Origin of the sequence: uncultured Fibrobacter sp. (genome assembly GCF_900316465.1) — a bacterium.
Lineage (GTDB): Bacteria > Fibrobacterota > Fibrobacteria > Fibrobacterales > Fibrobacteraceae > Fibrobacter.
On sequence record NZ_ONDD01000009.1, the window covers coordinates 67,884 to 87,432 of the forward strand.

General features: G+C 48.7%; 11 protein-coding genes. All 11 read left to right on the plus strand.

The features are described 5' to 3' along the window. Window positions 1-37: 37 nt before the first annotated feature. Window positions 38-889 carry a hypothetical protein gene (locus QZN53_RS05075; protein WP_294651951.1) on the plus strand — a complete coding sequence of 284 codons (852 nt, stop codon included), beginning with the start codon at window positions 38-40 and terminating at the stop codon, window positions 887-889. A gap of 47 nt (window positions 890-936) precedes the next feature. Then, the gene (locus QZN53_RS05080; protein WP_073056323.1) at window positions 937-1,296 is read left to right on the plus strand and encodes an acetyl-CoA carboxylase biotin carboxyl carrier protein subunit; all 360 of its coding nucleotides are present in this window, start codon (window positions 937-939) and stop codon (window positions 1,294-1,296) included. Between the two features lie 13 nt (window positions 1,297-1,309). Further along, window positions 1,310-2,470, plus strand: a complete 1,161-nt coding sequence (locus QZN53_RS05085) for a sodium ion-translocating decarboxylase subunit beta (protein WP_163437804.1) — start codon at window positions 1,310-1,312, stop codon at window positions 2,468-2,470. Window positions 2,471-2,589: 119 nt separating this feature from the next. Beyond that, entirely contained in the window at window positions 2,590-8,358 is a 5,769-nt protein-coding gene (locus QZN53_RS05090) for a GLUG motif-containing protein (RefSeq protein ID WP_163437805.1), read from the plus strand. Between the two features lie 217 nt (window positions 8,359-8,575). After that, window positions 8,576-9,430 carry a TIGR02147 family protein gene (locus QZN53_RS05095; RefSeq protein ID WP_163437806.1) on the plus strand — a complete coding sequence of 285 codons (855 nt, stop codon included), beginning with the start codon at window positions 8,576-8,578 and terminating at the stop codon, window positions 9,428-9,430. A 1-nt stretch (window position 9,431) separates the two neighbouring features. Continuing rightward, the gene (locus QZN53_RS05100) at window positions 9,432-11,171 is read left to right on the plus strand and encodes an FISUMP domain-containing protein (protein WP_163437807.1); all 1,740 of its coding nucleotides are present in this window, start codon (window positions 9,432-9,434) and stop codon (window positions 11,169-11,171) included. A gap of 545 nt (window positions 11,172-11,716) precedes the next feature. Continuing rightward, window positions 11,717-12,574, plus strand: coding sequence for a TIGR02147 family protein (locus tag QZN53_RS05105; protein ID WP_163437808.1), 858 nt, complete (start codon window positions 11,717-11,719; stop codon window positions 12,572-12,574). A 26-nt stretch (window positions 12,575-12,600) separates the two neighbouring features. Next, window positions 12,601-15,273 (plus strand): fibrobacter succinogenes major paralogous domain-containing protein, encoded by a 2,673-nt coding sequence (locus QZN53_RS05110; RefSeq protein WP_163437809.1) that lies wholly within the window; start codon window positions 12,601-12,603, stop codon window positions 15,271-15,273. A gap of 457 nt (window positions 15,274-15,730) precedes the next feature. After that, a complete protein-coding gene (locus tag QZN53_RS05115; protein WP_163437810.1) occupies window positions 15,731-16,594 on the plus strand; it encodes a TIGR02147 family protein in 864 nt (287 codons plus the stop codon). Further along, a complete protein-coding gene (locus tag QZN53_RS05120; RefSeq protein WP_163437811.1) occupies window positions 16,584-18,383 on the plus strand; it encodes a hypothetical protein in 1,800 nt (599 codons plus the stop codon). Before QZN53_RS05115 ends, QZN53_RS05120 begins: the two co-directional genes overlap by 11 nt. 221 nt (window positions 18,384-18,604) lie before the next feature. Continuing rightward, window positions 18,605-19,546 carry a hypothetical protein gene (locus QZN53_RS05125; protein ID WP_163437812.1) on the plus strand — a complete coding sequence of 314 codons (942 nt, stop codon included), beginning with the start codon at window positions 18,605-18,607 and terminating at the stop codon, window positions 19,544-19,546. Window positions 19,547-19,549 lie beyond the last annotated feature (3 nt).

Consider the following 19,549-nt stretch of genomic DNA (forward strand, 5'->3'; position numbering starts at 1 on the left):
ACAAAACAGAAACCCAAAAGAATGGATTGAATCCAATATGAACGAAACACAGACCAATGCACCCGAAGCTCAGGAAGTGGCTCCCGCCGCCCCGGCCCAGGATGTGCAGCAGCCGGCTCTCGTTGCTCCGCAGCCTGCAGCAAAGGTGAAGGGCAAGTTCGATGAACAACTCGGACTCATGCTCCCCTCCGATGCCGCCCAGGTTCAGGCGCAGCTTTCTATGCCGGGTATGAATGACGACATGGTTTACAAGATCGTGGAAAATCACGCTGGTAACCATTCGGTTCTCTATAAGACCTACGATCAGGCAGTTCTTGCACGCGACGTTCGCGATTCTATCGAAAACGCCGGCGGCCACAAGGTGTTGCCCATCGCCAAGGCCAAGCTGGGCTCGACCTACTGCAAGGGCGAATTCTCGACCGAACAGGGTTGTAAGGGTGACTCCGACACCTTCGGTATCGGCTCCCTGATCGAATTCCAGGCAACCGGTCTTATCGTGGTGATGTGCGTCATCGTGGGCCTCACGGTGCTCTGCTACCTCATGAACTTCATCATGGCCAAGCTCGGCCTCAACAAGGACAAGGCTCCGGCACCTGCAGTTAAGGCTGCCCCGGCCGCCGCTCCCGCCGCTGCAGCACCGGTGACCATCGGTCCTGCCCACTGCGACTGGGATCCGAACGCCAAGAGCGTTCATCCGGGCTTCACCAACAAGCAGCTCCAGGCTTTCCTCGGCATTGCCGCCGTGGCAGCCCTCGAAGAACACCCGGGCATGAGCAACGACCAGTTCCTCGCCCTCGTGACCGCAGCGGCGACCCAGGCTATCGGTCAGCCCTGCCGCGTGACTGCTTACAGAAACATTAACTCTCCTGCTTGGACGATCGTCAAGTAAGGTAAACTTTTAAAACTCAACAGGCTTTTAAGCCAGGAAATATCAAAATGAAGAAAACCGTCCGTATCAGTTTCGAAGGCAAGACCTACGATGTCGAAGTAGAAGTTCTTGATTCCAATGCCGCCGTTGCCGCCGCTCCTGCTGCAGCTCCCGCTGCCGCTCCGGCTCCTGCCGCCGCTCCTGCTGTTGCCGGTGGTACCGAAGTCAAGAGCCCGCTCGCTGGCTCCGTGTTCAAACTGAAGGTCAAGGTCGGCGACACCGTTACCGCCAACCAGGAAGTGGCTATCATCGAAGCTCTCAAGATGGAAAACCCGGTCGTCGCTCCGTGCGCCGGCACCGTGAACTCCATTGCCGTCAAGGAAACCGACACTGTCGTCGACGGCCAGACTCTCATGACCATCGCCTAAGAGGTACAGATAAATGAGTTCTCTTTTAAATTCGGTCGTTGAGTTCGCAGGCGACACCGGATTCGCATACGTCACCCCTTCGATGATCGTGATGTGGATCGTGAGTTTCGTCCTGATGTACTTGGCGATTGTCAAAAAGTACGAGCCGCTGTTGCTCTTGCCGATTTCTCTCGGCGCACTGGCGGTGAACATCCCGAGTGCGGGATTCTACGATGGTGGCTGGAGCATCGAAGGTATGTTTACCCCGACTGCCGGTCTCTATTACTACATCAGCCAGGGTATCCACCTGGAACTCTTCCCGCCCATCATCTTCTTGGGCGTGGGTGCCATGACGGACTTCGGACCGCTTATCGCTAACCCGCGTACACTGCTCCTCGGCGGTGGCGCTCAGTTCGGCGTGTTTGCGACCATGTTCTGCGCAGTGGCTTTCGGTGGCTTTACTCTCGGTGAAGCAGCCTCTATCGGTATCATCGGCGGTGCTGATGGTCCGACCTCCATCTTTACTGCAAACAAATTAGCAAAGCACCTCATCGGACCTATCGCCGTGGCAGCTTACACGTACATGGCCCTCGTTCCGCTGATCCAGCCGCCTATCATGCGCCTCATGACCAACGACAAGGAACGCAAGATCCGTATGAAGGCTCTGCGCAAGGTGTCCAAGGCCGAACGCATCGTGTTTGCCGTGATGGTGATGATCGTGTGCATCCTCGTGGTGCCCGATGCTTCTGCTCTTATCATCATGCTTATGCTTGGTAACATCTTCAAGGAAGCCGGCGTTGTCGAACGCTTGGTGAAGACCTCCTCTAACGAACTCATGAACATCGTGACTATCTTCCTCGGTACTTCCGTGGGCCTCACGATGTCTGCCGACATCTTCTTGCGTCCGCAGACTCTCATGATTATCGCTATGGGTGTGGTGGCCTTCGGTTTCTCGACCGCTGCAGGCCTCTTCCTTGCCAAGATCATGAACAAGTGCACTCCCAAGAACCCTGTGAACCCGCTCATCGGTTCCGCCGGCGTGTCCGCCGTGCCGATGGCCGCCCGTGTTTCTCAGGTGGAAGGTGCCAAGTATGACCCGCAGAACTTCTTGCTGATGCACGCCATGGGCCCGAACGTGGCTGGCGTGATCGGTACTGCAGTCTGCGCCGGTTACATGATTTCCAGACTCTCGTAAGAGCGCGACAAAAGCAAATCAAGGGAGACCCTCGGCAATCGCCGGGGGTTCCTTTTTATAGGGCATTGTATTACGGGCGGGATTAATGTATATTTTTGTTAAAACAAGCGAGGAGAATTATGAAATTTGGGTTTGTTGTTTCGGCCGTATTGTCGTTGTTTGCGATTCAGTCTTTTGCCGCAAAAGGCACCATGGTGGGTGACGGTTCTGCAGAAAAACCCTTCCTGATTGAAGACTATGAAGACTTGAAGGCGATAGGTACAGGCGCCTATCTGTATTCTTCGGATTATGCTTTGGCAAAGGACATCGATGCCTCGGCTTCCGCCCATGAGATGTGCAATGCGGATGGCTGTAACGGCTTTATTCCTATCGGCAAGAACAAGGATGCCGCCGACAGCATTATTTTCTGGGGAAATATCGATGGCCAGAACCACACCATCAGCAACTTGAATCTTTGGCTCCCGTGCGAAAGGGATGTGGCTTTTATTGCATACTTGGGCGGTTCCGTTTCTAACCTGAACTTTGACCATGTCAACGTGACGGGCAGGGTGTCCGAATCGAACTATGTGGCGACGGTTGCTGCAAAGTCCGTGGGAAAGATCAGGAACGTCAAGGTGACAAACGGTTTTGTCCAAGGGCAAAATTACGTGGGCGGCATTGTCGGCCACGCCACGAAGGAATATAACGAAGGCGCGACTATTGTGAATGCCTCTTTCCAGGGGACTATCAAAGGTTCGCAGCGGGTGGGGGGCATTGTCGGCCAGCTGGACATGGATCTCGATAGCGCCTTTGTCGATGCAGAAATCATTGCCTTGAAAAAGGATGTGGGCGGTATCGTCGGTTATTTGACGGGCGCTGTGAGGCGTACCCGTTCTACCGGCTCGATTATCCCGGGAATGCCGGATGTTGATGATGTGGGTGGCGTAGCGGGCTACTCCAAGGGAGGCGTTTATTCATGCGTATCCTTGATGAACTTGATTTCTTACGGATACACTTTTGACGATGATATTGGCGGCATTGTTGGCGACAACGCGAAGGGCGCCGTTCTGTATTCGTATGCCCTTGGTAACGTTGAAGGTAGTTCGGACGTCGGTGGCATTGTCGGAACCGACGGCCGTGTGATGAATTCGTATGCCTTTGGCTCGGTGAAAGGGGAACAGTATGTCGGTGGCATTGCCGGTTCCTATGCTGGCGTTTTCCATTCTTATGCGGTCGTTTCGGTCCAGGGAAAAAGCGATGTCGGCGGATTGATAGGGGGCTCTCCCGATTCAATTGTTAGCTCTTATTGGAATACCGAGATTTCGGGCATTGACTCGAGCGCCGGTGGAGTTGGCCTTACGACAGCCCAGATGTTGAAATGGGATTCTTATGTGGGCTGGGATACCGTGGGCTACGAAGAATATGTGATTGATGGTACGGACACCTGCGCTTATTACGAATATATAGGTTATTGTACTAGCCCCACAGGAAACTTTATTAAAACCTGGGATATAGACGATGGCAAGTCGTTTCCCTATCTGAAAGAAAATGATTTCTCGAAAAAGTCACTTGTTCCGATTGCGGTCCCGACGGTGGCAGCTAAGTGGCAAGAGACTCCGACGGTTGCCGCGCTCATTGACGTAGAAGGTGAGCTTGTAGGAAAGTGGACGGGCTCTGTGCAGCCAGTATTTGTAGACGACACCCTTTGCAGGGATTCTTTGTACTATGGTTATAGAATTGGCGTGGTCGTCGGTAAGGATACGGTGTGGGGAACGTCGAGCCATGTGGCAATCCCGAACAAGATTGAAATTTCGACTTTTGCTGAACTCCAGAAAATCGGACACGATATCGCTTACCCGCTGCTGGGTAATTATGAACTGACAGCCGATATCGATGCTAAGGGCTTGAATTTTGAACCCATTGGCGATAGCGTGCATATTTTCCACGGAACGTTTGACGGCAAGAACCATACCATCAAGAATTTGGTCATTGACAAGCCCACCCGCGACTTTACGGGACTGTTTGGATTTGTTGAAAGTGCCGTGATCCAGAACTTGACGCTTGAAAATGCGAAGGTTGTGGGCTCCTGGGTCGTGGGCGCCTTGATTGGCGAATCGCGCAATGCGGTCGTAAGCCATGTCGTGTCTTTAAACGGCGATGTTCAGGGTGAATGGTCCGTAGGGGGCTTGATTGGTTACGGTATTGCAGATAGTGTTACCTATGTCGGGACTACCGGAAAAGTCAAGGGTACAGAGAATGTCGGCGGCCTGGTCGGCAGCATAGAAGCTTACTTTGAATTGACGGACGCATTCTCCGTTAACGTTGTCAAGGGTCACGAAGATGTCGGTGGCGTTATCGGCTACAATTACGATTACAGCTATGGTGACATGATTCCGAATATCTATCGCGTTTATTCGGCAAGCATGATCAAGTCTCCCAAATTCGCTGCCGAAGGAATTGTTGAACATGGTGGCAGTTCGGTGGATGACAGCACCTGTTTCTTTGACAGTACCGTTGCAGGAATTGGCCGAAAGGGCAAGACGACGGAGGAAATGCTGTTGAAGTCGACGTATAAGGATTATGACTTTGAAACGGTATGGGAAATTCAGAACGGCGTTTCTTATCCGTTCTTCAAGGGCATGGATCCGATATTGCCGGGAACGCTCGAAGACGATGGTACAGTAAATGTACTGGCCGGTGCTGGTACAGAAATCGACCCCTACAAGATTTACGATTACGATGATCTCAAGTATGTCGGCAAATATGAATACGGCCTTGATGCCTACTACAAGCTGATGGGCAATATCAATGCCAAGGCTTCGTTCAAGGAAAACTGCAATGCTGACAGCACCTTGTGTAAGGGCTTCGAACCGATTGGTGAATTCAGCGGTGTGTTCATCGGAAACAACAAGATTATTGCAGGCTTGAATATCAATCGTCCCGACGAAGATTCGGTGGGACTTTTCCGGGCTCTGGCGAAGGGTGCCAAGGTAAGCAATGTTGTCTTTGATACGGCTTCGTATCTTGGAGAAAGCTATTCGTATGGGCCTGCGAATACTAGGGGTGCCATCCGTGGTAAGGACTATGTCGGTGTCCTTGCCGGTGTCGATAATGGTGCTACGGTCGAAAACATCTTTATCAAGTATAATGTTTCCGGCGAAAATTACGTTGGCTCTCTTGCCGGTAAGAAATCTGCAGGCTCTGTCGTGAGGAGCGCGTCTAGATTCCTGGTCTCGGGCAAGGAACATGTGGGCGGTCTCGTGGGCTTTTTGGGCGAGGCCAGCGTGACGGATTGCTATTCTATCGCAAATGTCGCGGGAACAAAGAATGTCGGCGGCTTGGTGGGTTCTTCTGACAAGGCAATCGTGAAAAACTCGTTTGCCGCAGGTCAAGTTACGGGCGATTCTAAATGGGGTGGCCTTGCGGGCTCTGACAACAAGTCGACCTACACCTCGGCCTATTATGATACGACTCTCTGGTATGTTAATACGACAGCCGCGGGGGATCTCCGCAATACAACAGAGATGGTCAAGAAGGAAAACTACGAAGGCTGGGATTTCGATTCGACATGGAAGATTGCAGCGGATTCGACTTATCCCTATTTGTCCTGGCTGACCAAGGCTTATTATATATCCAAGACAATGAAGGAAAAGATTTATCCGAATCAGGCTGTGGATCAGACCATGATGAAAATGGCCGGTTCCGGTACGGAAAAAGACCCGTTCTTGATCAAGACCTACGGAGACTTGAAATCAATCGGATTCGGAAAATACAAGCTGTCGGCCGTTTATCGCTTGGCTAACGATATCGATGCCACCGCTTCCAGGACGGATGAGCGTTTTGCCGTCGGAGGAACAGGATTCAAGCCTATTGGTAAGTACGATGTGTTGGAAGAATTCTGCAACTGTTACGGTGTTGTCCTTGGCGGTTACGCAAAACAGGATACCGGTGCGTTTACCGGCGAATTCCATGGTGGCGGCCATAGCATCGACAGCTTGTACACGGGATTTTGGGATAAAGAGTATAAGACTGTAGGATTTATTGATACGGTTGCCAAATCTGCGGTTGTAGACAGCTTGACTTTCAAGGGCTATTCTGTCGGTCGCGAAGATTTTGGAATGAAAATAGGTGGCGTTGCTACGGTGAACAATGGTACTATCCGGAATGTGGATGTCGACATTGTGATGGACAGTGTTTATCAAAGTGCGGGGGTCGTGTTCAGGAACTATGGTTCCATCGAGAATGTATCGGTTAAAGGAAAAGTCAATGGCAGCAGACTTGCATCCGGTATTGCACACTTGAATTACGGAACCATTGCTAATGCCAAAATCGATGCGCAATGGATTGGTGGCAGTTCCGCCGCCGGTGTTGCTGCACTGAACTGGGGGACCATCAAGAATGTTTCTGTTAAGGCGAATGTAAAGGAAAACTCTGGCTTTGTAGGTGGCATTGCCGGGTTAAACGCTCCTAGTGGATCGATTGATAAGAGCTCTGTGAATGTTGATGTATCTGGACAGAAATCATCTTCAGAAGGTTTCTCCATTTCTTACGAAGATGGTGGGGAACTCTCGGTATATTATAACGTGCAAGGCGTTGCAGGCCTTGTCGTAGTCGATAGCGGAACGGTCAAGAATTCTACGGCGTCGGGCGTTATCAATGCAAAAGGAGCCCTCTACGTAGGTGGCTTGATTGCTAAGGCTTACAGCAAAGAATTGAAAGGGCTGCATGCATCCGTTGATGTTGCTGGAGATCATTATGTCGGCGGCTTGGTCGGCTTGAACGAAACAACTATTTCGGAATGCTATGCCACCGGAAGCGCTGAGGGAACGGGAACGTTCAGCTATTCTGGAGCTTTTGTTGGTCACAACAAAGGCTTGGTAGAACGCTCATTTGCGACCGGAAATGCATATAGTGCCGCCAGCTTTGTCGGCGGAAACGACGGAACAATCCGGCAGTCTTATTCTACGGGAAATGTCGAAGGCACGGGTAGCTTTGCCCATAACAACCAGTCAGTAATAGAAGACTGCTATTCGACGGGTGATGTGCTTGCTATAGATTCATACTATGGTTTTGGTTTTGTCGAAATTAACGGCAATGATGCAGAGGTAAGAGGATACTCTTCTGGAAGTGCATTTAAAGACGGAATCCGTTTCTGCGATGGCTTGCCTGCAAGAACGAAGCCCTCGGATGAGTATTACTATTTAGCCGAAGCCTGCAGTGATTCGATGATTGTCGGAAAGGGCCTGTCCAATGCTCAGATGAAAATGCAGAAGTCTTTTGCCGCATTCGACTTTGATTCGGTTTGGTACATCGCCGAAGGCATGAGCTACCCTCAGCTTCGCAATATGCCGAATCCGCCGGTGGTTTCGAATGGGGAACTTCTCTATAGCGCAAAACCCCTCGCGAAGGAAATCCGCGCCGAACTGCTTGCCGGTGCCTTCGTGATGGATTCTACGGCGAAGAAGGTGCTTAAGCTGGATTCTGCAAGTGAGGCCTTACTCGATTCTCTGGAAAACGAAAAAGCACCTTACGGAAAGTTTGTCATCTCTTACCGTGTGGGAATCCTTTTCGATTCTGATACGCTCTGGAGCAGGACAGCCAGCGTTGAACTCAATATCGAAAAGACGACGGGTGCTCACGCTCGCGAAATCGCGGTGACCCATTCGCTCGGTGCTGCATTCCGCGACGGTCATGTGGCTCTCCATTTCGCAATTCCTGACGCGGGTGCGGTAAAGTTCTCGCTCATGGATATGCAGGGCCGCGTCGTGAAGGCCTTTGACTTGGGACGTCGCGCAGCGGGAGAGTATTTCGAAACTGTCGCTGCCGAGGGAATCGTTCGCGGTCGCTATATTGGTGTGCTGCAGGTGAATGGCCGTGTGACAGACAAGGTAATGCTGCTGAAACGGTAAAATACGACCTTTAATAGTTAATCAAGGGCTCTCGCAAAATGCGGGAGCCTTTTTGTTTTGTGTTTCGGGGATTTTGTTTCATGGATTTTGAACTTTGTTTTATAGATTGCTAAAAATTTTTGCATTCGGATATAAAGTGGCGAAATTAGCTTAAAAACGCAAATCCTGTTTTAAGAAAAATGTTGCATGGCGTTTTTTAAAATTCTATTTTATGGTCATGATGAAATCAGTTATTGAATACAAAGACTATCGCGAGTACGTACTCGATTACTACCGCGAGCGCAAGCGCACCTCGGCGTTTACATGGCGCGAGTTTGCGAAGATTGCGGGTTTCGCATCGGGGTCCTACCTGAAGCTTGTTTGCGACGGTAAGACTCGACTTCGGGAAGAGGGAGCAAAGAAAACGGCCTTGGCAATGGGGTTGCTGGGGTTTGAATTCGACTACTTCGTTTTGATGGTTCGATACGAAAACGCAAAGACAGATCGAGAGAGAAAGAAGTGCTTCGAGGAAATGGAGGCATTGAGTTCTGCGCATCACGTGAAAATTCTAGGCAGCGAGATGTACACGTTCTATGAAACGTGGAAACATTCCGTGGTCCGTGAATTGGCCGTGGCGATGCCCGGGGCGAAACCGCACGAAATCGCGAAGGCTTGTCGGTTGCCTATTTCGGCGGCCGACGTAAGCGGCAGTTTGCGATTCCTTTTGAATGCAGGGTTTCTGACGATAGATGCCAAGGGCATTTACCACCAGACGAGCCATTCGATTACGACGGGGCGCTTAAAGGTGGTTTCGGTAGCGGTGCACTCGTTGCTGCGCCAGATGGGCGAATTTGCGCTCGAGGCTTTGGACAAGTTGCCCATTTCGGAACGCCACTTTAGCGGTGTTACCATGGGCATGACTGCCGAAAGCTATGAAAAGGTCATCGAGGAACTCACGGAGTGCCGCAAGCGCATCGTGTCGATTGTCTCGGCCGACAAAAAAGTGGAAAAGGTCTGCCGTTTGAACATGCAGCTTTTCCCCCTCTCTGAAAAATTAAATTGTGACCCGACTGATTTGGGTAAAGGAGCATGAAATGATTCATTTTTTTGACGAAAGAAAAACAGGGGCGGTTTGGGCTCTTGCTTTGACAGCGTTGCTCGGCGCTTGTTCCAATGTGGAAACCTCTGGCACGAGCGAAGAAGCGGAAGGCGTTATCGCCATTTCCGACAAAAAGATTGCGGGTGTTTCGCAGAAGGGCCCGTTTGTAAAGGGCTCCGAGGTGACGCTCAGGGAAACCTCGAAAAAGGGAGATTTCGAGCCCACCGGTAGAGAATTTACTACCAAGACTATCAGCGACAAGGGCGATTTCAAGTTTGACGGTATCAATTTGGAAAGCCAGTATGTGCTTCTTTCTGTAGAAGGCCGCTACGAGCGAGAACACACGGGTGAAGCTTCTAGCTGCCCGATGCGTCTCGACGCAGTTTCCGACTTGGAAAAACGTGAAACGGTGAATATCAACCTCTTGACTCATTTTGAATACAAGCGCGTGCTGAATCTGGTCAAGGAAGGCAAGACCTTTGCCGAAGCCAAAAAGCAAGCCGCAAAGGAAGTCCTTGGCGCGTTCGGTGTCAAGATCGATGTTTCCTCTGCAGAAGACTTGAATATCTACAATTCGACGGATGGCGACAGAACGCTCTACAATATCAGCCGAATTATAGATGAACAGCCTGAGTGGAATTATTGGCACGATTGGTATAATGCTGATGACGATGTCGATTGCTCCAAATTGCAAGATTACATCGACGGGTTTACCAATGACTTTGCCGATGACGGTGTTCTCGCAGATTCGATTATGCAGGATCTCGCTGGCGAAGGCTATAGCTCTGCCAAGGAATGGAGCAATATGATGGATGTCGATGAAGACGATATCAAGAGAAAGGACGAGGCTAATCCGGATGATATCAGTATCCGTTTCTTGAAGAGTGAATACGATTTCGGTATTCTTGTCTTCTTGAATTATATGGATTTGGAACTCTGTATCGCCGACCTTTGGGGCGAATACAGAAAGCTGGACAAGGCCATGGTGCTTGACGGCGAACTTGTTGATTCGGGCTATTTCCTTTGCAACGGGTATTATTGGGACTTGACGACAAAAGAACATATCGATTCTCTCAAGATTCCAATTGACCACAAAACGGGAAGCATGACTGACCCGCGCGATGGACGTAAGTACCAGACGGTCAGCTTTGAATACGAAGGGAAAAAGTATGAATGGATGGCCGAAGATCTCAAGTATGATTCCAAAGAACTCTATACTTGGACGGAAGCTATGCAGATCGATGACAAGTACATGACGGAAGTCGCTGAAGATAGTTTGATTGGCGAAAAGCACCAGGGAATCTGCCCTGATGGCTGGCATGTCTCGAGTACCGAGGAATGGGATATCTTGGTGAATTACGTCGGTGACGTTAAAAACCTGCTTAACGAAAACTGGAGGACTTCTGATTTGGATGCCGCCTTTGGAAAGGATTTGATTGGCGTGTTCTACAACAGGTTTGATTTTAACCTGATGCCGATGGATACGGTTTACTTGGAAGTCTATTACCATTCTTACAGGCAGGACTCTTACCATATAGAGGAACTTGATGAGTTCATGAAAGAGCACTATCAATGGGAACTTGAATATGCTAAGAATGATGAGGAACGCGAAGAAATTGAAAAGTACCTTTCTCCAAGAGCTGTCGGTGACTATTACGTGCAAGTCTCTCCCTACGATTATCGTGTTGAAGAAGAACCTTTGAAAGAAGGCAAGGTGCGTTGCGTAAAGAACTAGAACAGATAAAGTAAAATACATTTGTTTCCCCCGGTTTGGACCCGAGAGCTGGGCAGGGGGAAGGTTAGGAGAGAGACCTCGCTAGGACGCTAGCGGGGTTTTTTCTTATATGACCGTTCGGCTCTATTGTATTCATAAAATGTGATATCGCCTCACTCTCGCCGTCACGGCATGCTTACGCTATGCCGCTTGCGGCTCACGCATGACCGTTCGGCTCTATTGTATTCATAAAAATGTGATATCGCCTCACTCTCGCCGTCACGGCATGTTTACGCTATGCCGCTTGCGGCTCACGCATGACCGTTCGGCTCTATTGTATTCATAAAAATGTGATATCGCCTCACTCTCGCCGTCACGGCATGCTTACGCTATGCCGCTTGCGGCTCACGCATGACCGTTCGGCTCTATCGCTTTCATGTTCTGGGAACATGAAAGTATGTTCTAAAATTGATTAATTTTTTAGAATTTTATAGAAATTGGTAAAATTTGGCTAAAAACGCAAATTTCATGTTCTATTAAGGTTAAATGAATCTATATTTGTAGTCATGAAGGAGATCATAGAATACACGGATTATCGTAAGTTCATTCAGGACTACTACGATGAACGCAAGCGCTGCTCTGCTTTTTCTTGGCATGCGTTCGCCCAGAAGGCGGGTTTTTCGTCAGATGTCTATTTGAAGTATGTTTGCGAGGGGAAAAAGAATTTGAGTGTCGGTTCCGCGGGCTCGGTGGCAAGTGCCATGGGCCTTGTCGGCTTTGAGTACGACTATTTTGTTTTGATGGTTTCTTATGCGCATGCAAAGAGCAACGAAGCTAAAAAGGCTGCGTTCGAAGAACGTTGCGCGCTGGCGAATGCTCACAAGGTTCGTGTGCTGGGGGACGAAGAGTTCAAGTATTTTAAGTCATGGAAAAATTCCGTGATTCGTGAATTGGCGCCGCACATGCCCGGCGCAAAACCGCTTGAGATTGCCCATGCCTGCAAACAAAAAATTTCGGCTGCAGAAGTTTCTGAAACACTTGATTTTTTGGTGAAGGCAAATCTCTTGAAAAAGGACAAGAACGGAAATTACCGGCAGACGGACAAGACGATTAAAATGGCGCCGGTGGAGGCCGTGCCGCTGGCCGCTCGCGATTTGCAGCGCCAGATGGGTGAATTTGCCATCAGGGCGATTGACTTGCCGATTTCGGAACGAGTCATGTCGGGTTATACGCTTGGGCTTACGCATCGTGCGTACGAGCGCATCAAAAAAGAGACTGAAGATTATTACCGCCGCGTGGTGGCGATTGCGACAGAGGAAGACGAAACGGAACAGGTTTATCGCTTGAACGTGCAGTTGTTCCCATTGAGCGAACATTTGAAAACCGAAAAGGAAACAGTTTTAAAAAAGGGGCAGAGAAAATGAGAAAAATGATGAGCAAGGAATTGTTTATGAAACGGAATCAAATTATAGGGTGTCTCGCGATTGGGGCCATGTTCTGGGCCTGTTCCAGTAGCGATTCCGATAGTATGGATCTCGGCGGCGGCGCTTCGGGCGATGCTGGCGTTACCGCTGTCGTAGACTGGGAAGTTGCTGGCGTTTCGCAGAAGGGTCCGTTCGTGACAGGTTCTGCAGTGACCGTGCAGGAACTGGACGGCATTACGCTCAAGCAGACCGGCAAGAGCTTCAAGGGCTCTATCAAGAGCGATAAGGGCGACTTTGCTATCAAGGATATCAATCTAGAGTCGCAGTATGCAATCCTTGAAGCTTCGGGCTACTACCGCGACGAAATCTCTGGCAAGAAGTCTTCGGGCATGGTGACGCTCCGCGCGCTGACTGACCTTTCTAACCGCAAGACGGTGAATATCAACTTGCTCACGCACCTGGAATACGAACGCGTGTTGTACCTGGTCAACAAGAAGAAAATGTCGATTGCCGATGCGAAGGCCCAGGCTGAAGAAGAAGTGCTTTCCTCGTTTGCAATCAATGGCGACTTTGGCGAATCCGAAGATCTGAATATCTTTGAATCGGGTGATGGCAATGCGGCGCTGCTTGCAGTGAGCGTGTTGATGCAGGGCGATGCCGATGTGGCGGGCCTTACCGAACGCATGGGTGAATTCGGTATCTCGCTTGCTGAAGGTGGCCGTTGGGACGATGCCGACACCAAGACCGCGATTGCGGACTGGGCCTGTGATATCGACCTGAAGGGCTCACTTTCGAAGGTGCGCAAGAATGTGGAAGACTGGAAATATGCAGATACTGTTCCCGCATTCGAAAAATATGTCACGAACTTCTGGTGGGATAATTACGGTCTCGGTGTTTGCAATGACAAACGCGAAAACGAAACCAAGCGCAACATAAACAAGCTCAGCAATCTGTACAACGAATACTTCGTGTGCGAAAAGGGCCGCTGGCATATTCCTGGTGACGAACCGCTGTCCAGCTCGTCGGTTGAAGATGCTTCAGAAAGTTCTTCGTCGTCGCCGGCCGGAGTGTCAAGCAGCAGTTCGGTCCAGAACCCGTCCGGAATCTCTTTTGGAACCATGAAGGATTCTCGTGATGGACAGGAATATAAGACGGTCCGTATCGGCAATCAGGTCTGGATGGCTGAAAACCTGAACTATGCCGCCGAGGGTAGCCGTTGCTATGGCGATGACAAGAAGAATTGTGAAAAGTATGGACGCTTGTATAACTGGGACATTGCCTTGGATACGACGAGCGAAGGATGTGGCGTAAATTTCAATAGATGTACCTTGAAGAGTGATTTTTATCCCCGTCAAGGTGTGTGCCCCGATGGATGGCATTTGCCAGATCTTGGAGAATGGGATGACCTTATAGAATATACTGATGATGATGTTGACGGAGAAACTTTTGGATTCAGTTTGCAGTCGTATTATTGGGACGATGATTGGGAAAAGCAGTATGGCACGGACAAGTTTGGATTCAATGCCAAGTCTGCAGGCATGTTTGATGGCGAAAAATATGTAGGATTGGATTCCGCGGCTATTTTCTGGACGTCGTCAAAAATAGTAGACGTTATTATGAATGGTGCCATCACTACCTTGAACTATGTGATGTTGGAGAAAAAATCTTCTGGGATTACAAGGTCTCGAGGTGGCGATGTTGAATGGGGGCTCTCTGTCCGCTGCGTCAAGGGGACGGGCACGAAGAGGACGAATTCGGAAGAATCCTCTTCCAGCGTCGCATCTTCGAGTTCGGTTTATAACCCGTTTGTGTATGTTGATCCGGCAGATTCAATCAGGAATTTGCCTAGCGGGTTTGAATTCTTGAGCGCTTATAAAAAGCTAGGGTATATGAACTTTGAAAATGGCAAACAAGAAGTCTGGTTCTTGAATTCGAAATATTCTACTTCGTCCTTTGTTAGGGATACGATGGCGGAAAATCTTGTCAATACCTTGGGTACGCTGGGATATGCTTTTGATGGCGCCGTCTTTAATGATTCCGTGTCGCCAATATATGAAGATACTTCCTATATCTATTCGTTACATGAGGGCAATGATGTCTACAAGGTTGCCTTAACCCTAGTCAATGAAGGTGGTGTGACAGTGGGCAATTACTCCATAGACGTAAAGGTGGTTATTCTCAAAGATGGATTTGAGGAACTCCCTACGGCCGACAAGACTTCATTGCGCTTTGAATCAGATATACCGGAAGAACTATCTTTTGTACAAAGTTATATTTCGTCAAAGGATTTGGTTTCTTGGGATGACGATTCGCTCACAACATTCTGGTATGCTCGCCATGGAACCACTTTCGTCACGACGCAAATGACGCAAGAATATGTTTGGGATGCAGTGAAAGAAGAGGCTGCTAAAGATAGTTTGGAAATCATGAGGAAGGTCTTAGTTGAAAATGGCTTTAATTTTGTAAAATCAGATTCAATAGCCCAAAGTGAATTTATCAGTAAGAGTGCTTATAAGCGGTATGCCTATACGAACGATGGTTTGATTCGACGTCATTTTTACGAAAAGGAAACGTCGGTTGCAAAATACGAGATTGTAGTCTATGTTGGCTCGAGTTGTTCAATTCTGGGGGCTAGCTATCGGTATGAGTATGGCTATTCTATTGAAATCCATACTCAATACAAGAACAAACCCGAATAGATATTCGCTAGGAGGAGAATGAGAAGGGGCCCGCCTGTCATGGTGGGTCTTTTTGTATTCCAGGAATACAGGTGTATTCTACAAATTGTCTAAATTTCTACAATATAAACATAAATAGTAAAATCTGAACAAAAATGACTATTTTGTGTTCCGTAGCAAAATGAAAAGTCTATATTTGTACTCAAGAAGGAAATTTGAGGAGAGGGTTGTTGACGAGTATAAAGAGGAGGTTGGCTAGGAGTAAATTCCCTTGCAATGGGGGTTCAAGGGAAAAAGCCTCGCGGAAAAATCCGCGGGGTCTTTTTATAACTAGTCGTGTTTGGTCACGTGTCCTTGGAATACGAAATTGTGTTCTATTTTGCTTAAATTTTTAAAATTTTTGACAAAAATGGTAAATTTTAAAAGTAAATCGTAGATTTGTGTTCTAAATCATCAAAAATTGTCTATATTTGTGACCATGAAGGAGATTGTAGAATATACCGATTATCGTAAGTTCATTCAGGACTATTACGATGAACGCAAGCGTACTTCGGCGTTTACCTGGCGAGACTTCGCTCGAGATGCGGGGTTTTCGTCGGCGGTTTACCTGAAGTATGTTTGCGAAGGCAAAAAGAACCTGAGTGTTGGTGCTGCGGGTTCTGTTGCAGCCGCAATGGGGCTTGCCGGTTTTGAACATACTTACTTTGTCTTGATGGTCTCGTACGCTCACGCAAAAAACGACGAGTCGAAACGGGCTGCGTTCGAAGAACGTTGCGCTCTGGCGAGAGCACATAAAGTAAGGGTGCTTGGGGTCGAGGAGTTCAATTATTTTAAATCGTGGAAAAATGCGGTGCTGCGAGAACTTGCGCCAAATATGCCCGGTGCAAAGCCGCTAGAAATGGCTCATGCGATAAAGCCCGCGATAACCGCTGCCGAAGTCACGGAGACGCTCGACTTTTTGGTGCGGGCAAAGCTCTTGAAAAAAGACAAAAACGGAAATTACCAGCAGACGGACAAGGCGATTTCGATGGGCTCTGTAGACGCCGTGCCTGTGGCTGCCCGCGATTTGCAGCGCCAGATGGGCGAATTCGCCGTAAAGGCAATTAATTTACCGCTTTCGGAACGCGACATGTCGGGCCTTACCATGGGCCTCACCCGTAAATCTTACGAACGGATTCGTAAGGAACTCGCAGATTGCCGCCGCCGAATTATCGCGATTGCCTCGGAAGACGACGAGACGGAACAGGTTTACCGATTGAATTTGCAACTGTTCCCGCTGAGTGAACCTTTGGCAAAAGAAAGCAAGACTTCAGTTAAGAAGGAAGGAGACAATGAAAAATAACTTGTGCAAGATGACCAAGAAAAACTTGGCCTTTGCTTCTGCATTTATAGGCATGTCGCTCTTTGCTGCATGCTCCAGTACTGATGACAAGGGCGTTGCAGGCGGCGTCTCGGAAGATGCCGGCTTTGTGGCACTCAAAGATGTCGAGGTTGCAGGCGTTGCCCAGAAGGGGCCGTTCGTGAAGGGAGCTACCGTGACGGTGCAGGGGATTGACTGTAAGACCATGGAACTTTCGGACGAAATTTTTGAAACCGAAGTCAAGAGCGATAAGGGCGACTTTGCCGTTGACAGTATGTCTTTTGCGTCGACGTGCGCTTTGTTCGAAGTTTCGGGCAAATATTTTAACGAATTGACCGGCAAAAAGTCCAAGAACGCGGTTACGATCCGTGCGATTACCGATTTGAAGGATCGCAAGAACGTGAATGTCAACATGCTTACGCAGTTGGAATACGAACGCGTGAAGCACCTTGTTGCAAAAAAGAGCAAGTCTTTTGCCGATGCAAAAACTCAGGCGCAAAAGGAAGTCCTTGCTGCATTTGATATCAAGGGTGAATTTGACGAATCGGAAGAGTTGAATGTCTTTAAATCCGGTAACGGAAACGCAGCACTCCTCGCCGTAAGCGTGATGATGCAGTCCGGAACAGATGCAGATGGGCTTGCCAAGCGTCTTGACAAGTTCAACGATTCCTTTGCCGAAAGCGGCAAGTGGAAAGATTCTACGACCAAGGCCAAAATTGCTGAATGGGCCGCCTCTGTCGCCGCAGACGGCAAGCTTGATTCCATTCGCAAGAATATCGAAGGCCTGGATTACGTTGACGAAGTTCCCGCGTTCGAAAAGTACATTCCCGCTGTAGAACCCGCTGATTCGACCGAAGAAGAATCTTCTTCTAGCGATGAATCTTCGTCTTCTGTCGAAGTATCGTCTTCCAGTGACGTCGTTACGAGTTCCGAAAGCGAGCCTAAGATTGACTCCACGAAGCAATCGAGCAGCAGTAAGCAGGATTCGCGCGACAGCGTTGTGACTTCTAGCAGCAGCGGGGCCGTTGCCGATACGGTGCTGTCTAGTTCTGCAAAGGCGGATAGTTCCGCGAAGGCGGATTCCCTGGAGCGCGATACGATTAGATCCTCGAGCTCTTTTGTAGAGGATACTTCGAAAACGGATGTACAGGATTCCGTAAAAAGAGATTCCTCGGTTTATGATTCGATTGATCCTGCAATTTACAGGATGATCGATTCCATAAGGTCCACAAGGCGAGAGCCCTCGAATCCTGTTCCTGTAAAGGATTCTGCAGTTTGTGCTGATGAAGTCTTTCCTTGGGAATTGGAAAACTTGTTGGGAAACAGTCTGGAACAATTGAACCTTCGTTGTGACGGTGATACCATTGTTATCAACTGGCGAATCCGCCACACGACTGAAGAATTCTTGGATACTCTTTCTAGAACCTATGTATTGGCGGCTAGCGATGATCAAGAGGCGATTGACAGCCTGACCAAATTTAGAGAGGAGTGGTTGGATACTACTTACGGGTATGAACGTGCTCGCAGTTTTGAATACGGCAGGAATGACCTGATGGAATTCTTGTGGGGCTATTCATATACGGATGTGGATGCGGACATCTCTCGGATTGGAGATAAGGTTCATGTTTACTATTACTCGAAAAGGTTGAAGAATTTTATATATACGGTTGCCGCTTATCCGATGGCAGAAGTGATAATGAATGCTAGTGGTTGGCGTACAATACGCTATGGATTTATTCTGGATGTATATAGCGTTTATATAACAAAGTAATTTCTCCTCACTCTCTAAAAAAGCGGCCCTGCCAGAAATGGCAGGGTTTTTTTGTGTTCCTGGGATACTTGCTTTGTATTCTAGATTATTAAATTTTTAGTAATTTCTATAAAAACTGTAAAATTTAAAGAAAAACGTTAATTTTGTGTTCTAAAGTCTTAAAATCTACCTATATTTGTAGGTGTGAGGGATGTGGAAAACACTCCAACAAAGAAGGGAAAATGAAAAAGAAAAACAAATGGTATGAAGTTCTTGGCGCGAGTCTGTTGTCTGTTTCGGCAATGTACCTCTGCACGTCACTGGTGGTGACGGGCTGCTCTGTTGACGATGGCAGCTTGGATGCTCTCGATGCGAACGAAACTTCCGAAGTCGTGGAATCCGGCAGTGATGAAGAAGTTGAATCTTCGGAAGTAGAGAAATCCTCAAAGCCCGAAGAAACGTCGAAAGAAGAAGCTGAAGCCTCTGAATCTGAAGAACAGGAACCGGCTGACGCCGAAGAAACTGCCGAAGCCGAAGAAACTGCTGACGCAGAAGAAAAGCCGACAACCACTCCAGAAACAGAAGAACCGGCTGAATCTGGCGACGAAACTGCGCCTGAAGAATCTACTGAACCTGAAGAAACCGCAGAACCGGCGGAACCGGCAGAGCCCGCGGAAACCACAGAGCCCGCAGAACCGGAAACACCTGTTGAAACTACAGAACCGGACGGTGGGAAAAAAGTTGCGCGTCATACAAGGGAATGGTACGATCTTCGCGACACGGTGTCGTACTTCATTCAAGAAGAATGTTGGCGAGATAAGAATGCGCTGGAAAAACTAGAAAAGAATCGTTATTCGCTCATTAGCCGTTGTGAGTGGGATATCGAAGTCAATGATTGCTCTATGGAAGAATCGGCATTTCATGCTGCTTATCAAAGTAATGAAGACGTGATGCGTAAGCTCACTGATGCAGGCATTCTTTGGGACGGTAGTGAATGGGAAGGCTGGAATCCGATTGAAGACGGCGAGTCTACCGTTGTTTTGGATACGGCATTGAGTGCTTGGAGCAACGGACGTGTTTACGTGCATGCGGTGTATAGGGTGAGCTACCATTTGAATTCGGATCCGGATACCGAACATAGTTTCTTGCTTGACGTCCCCGTAAAATATATGCGGGTAGATTAAGGA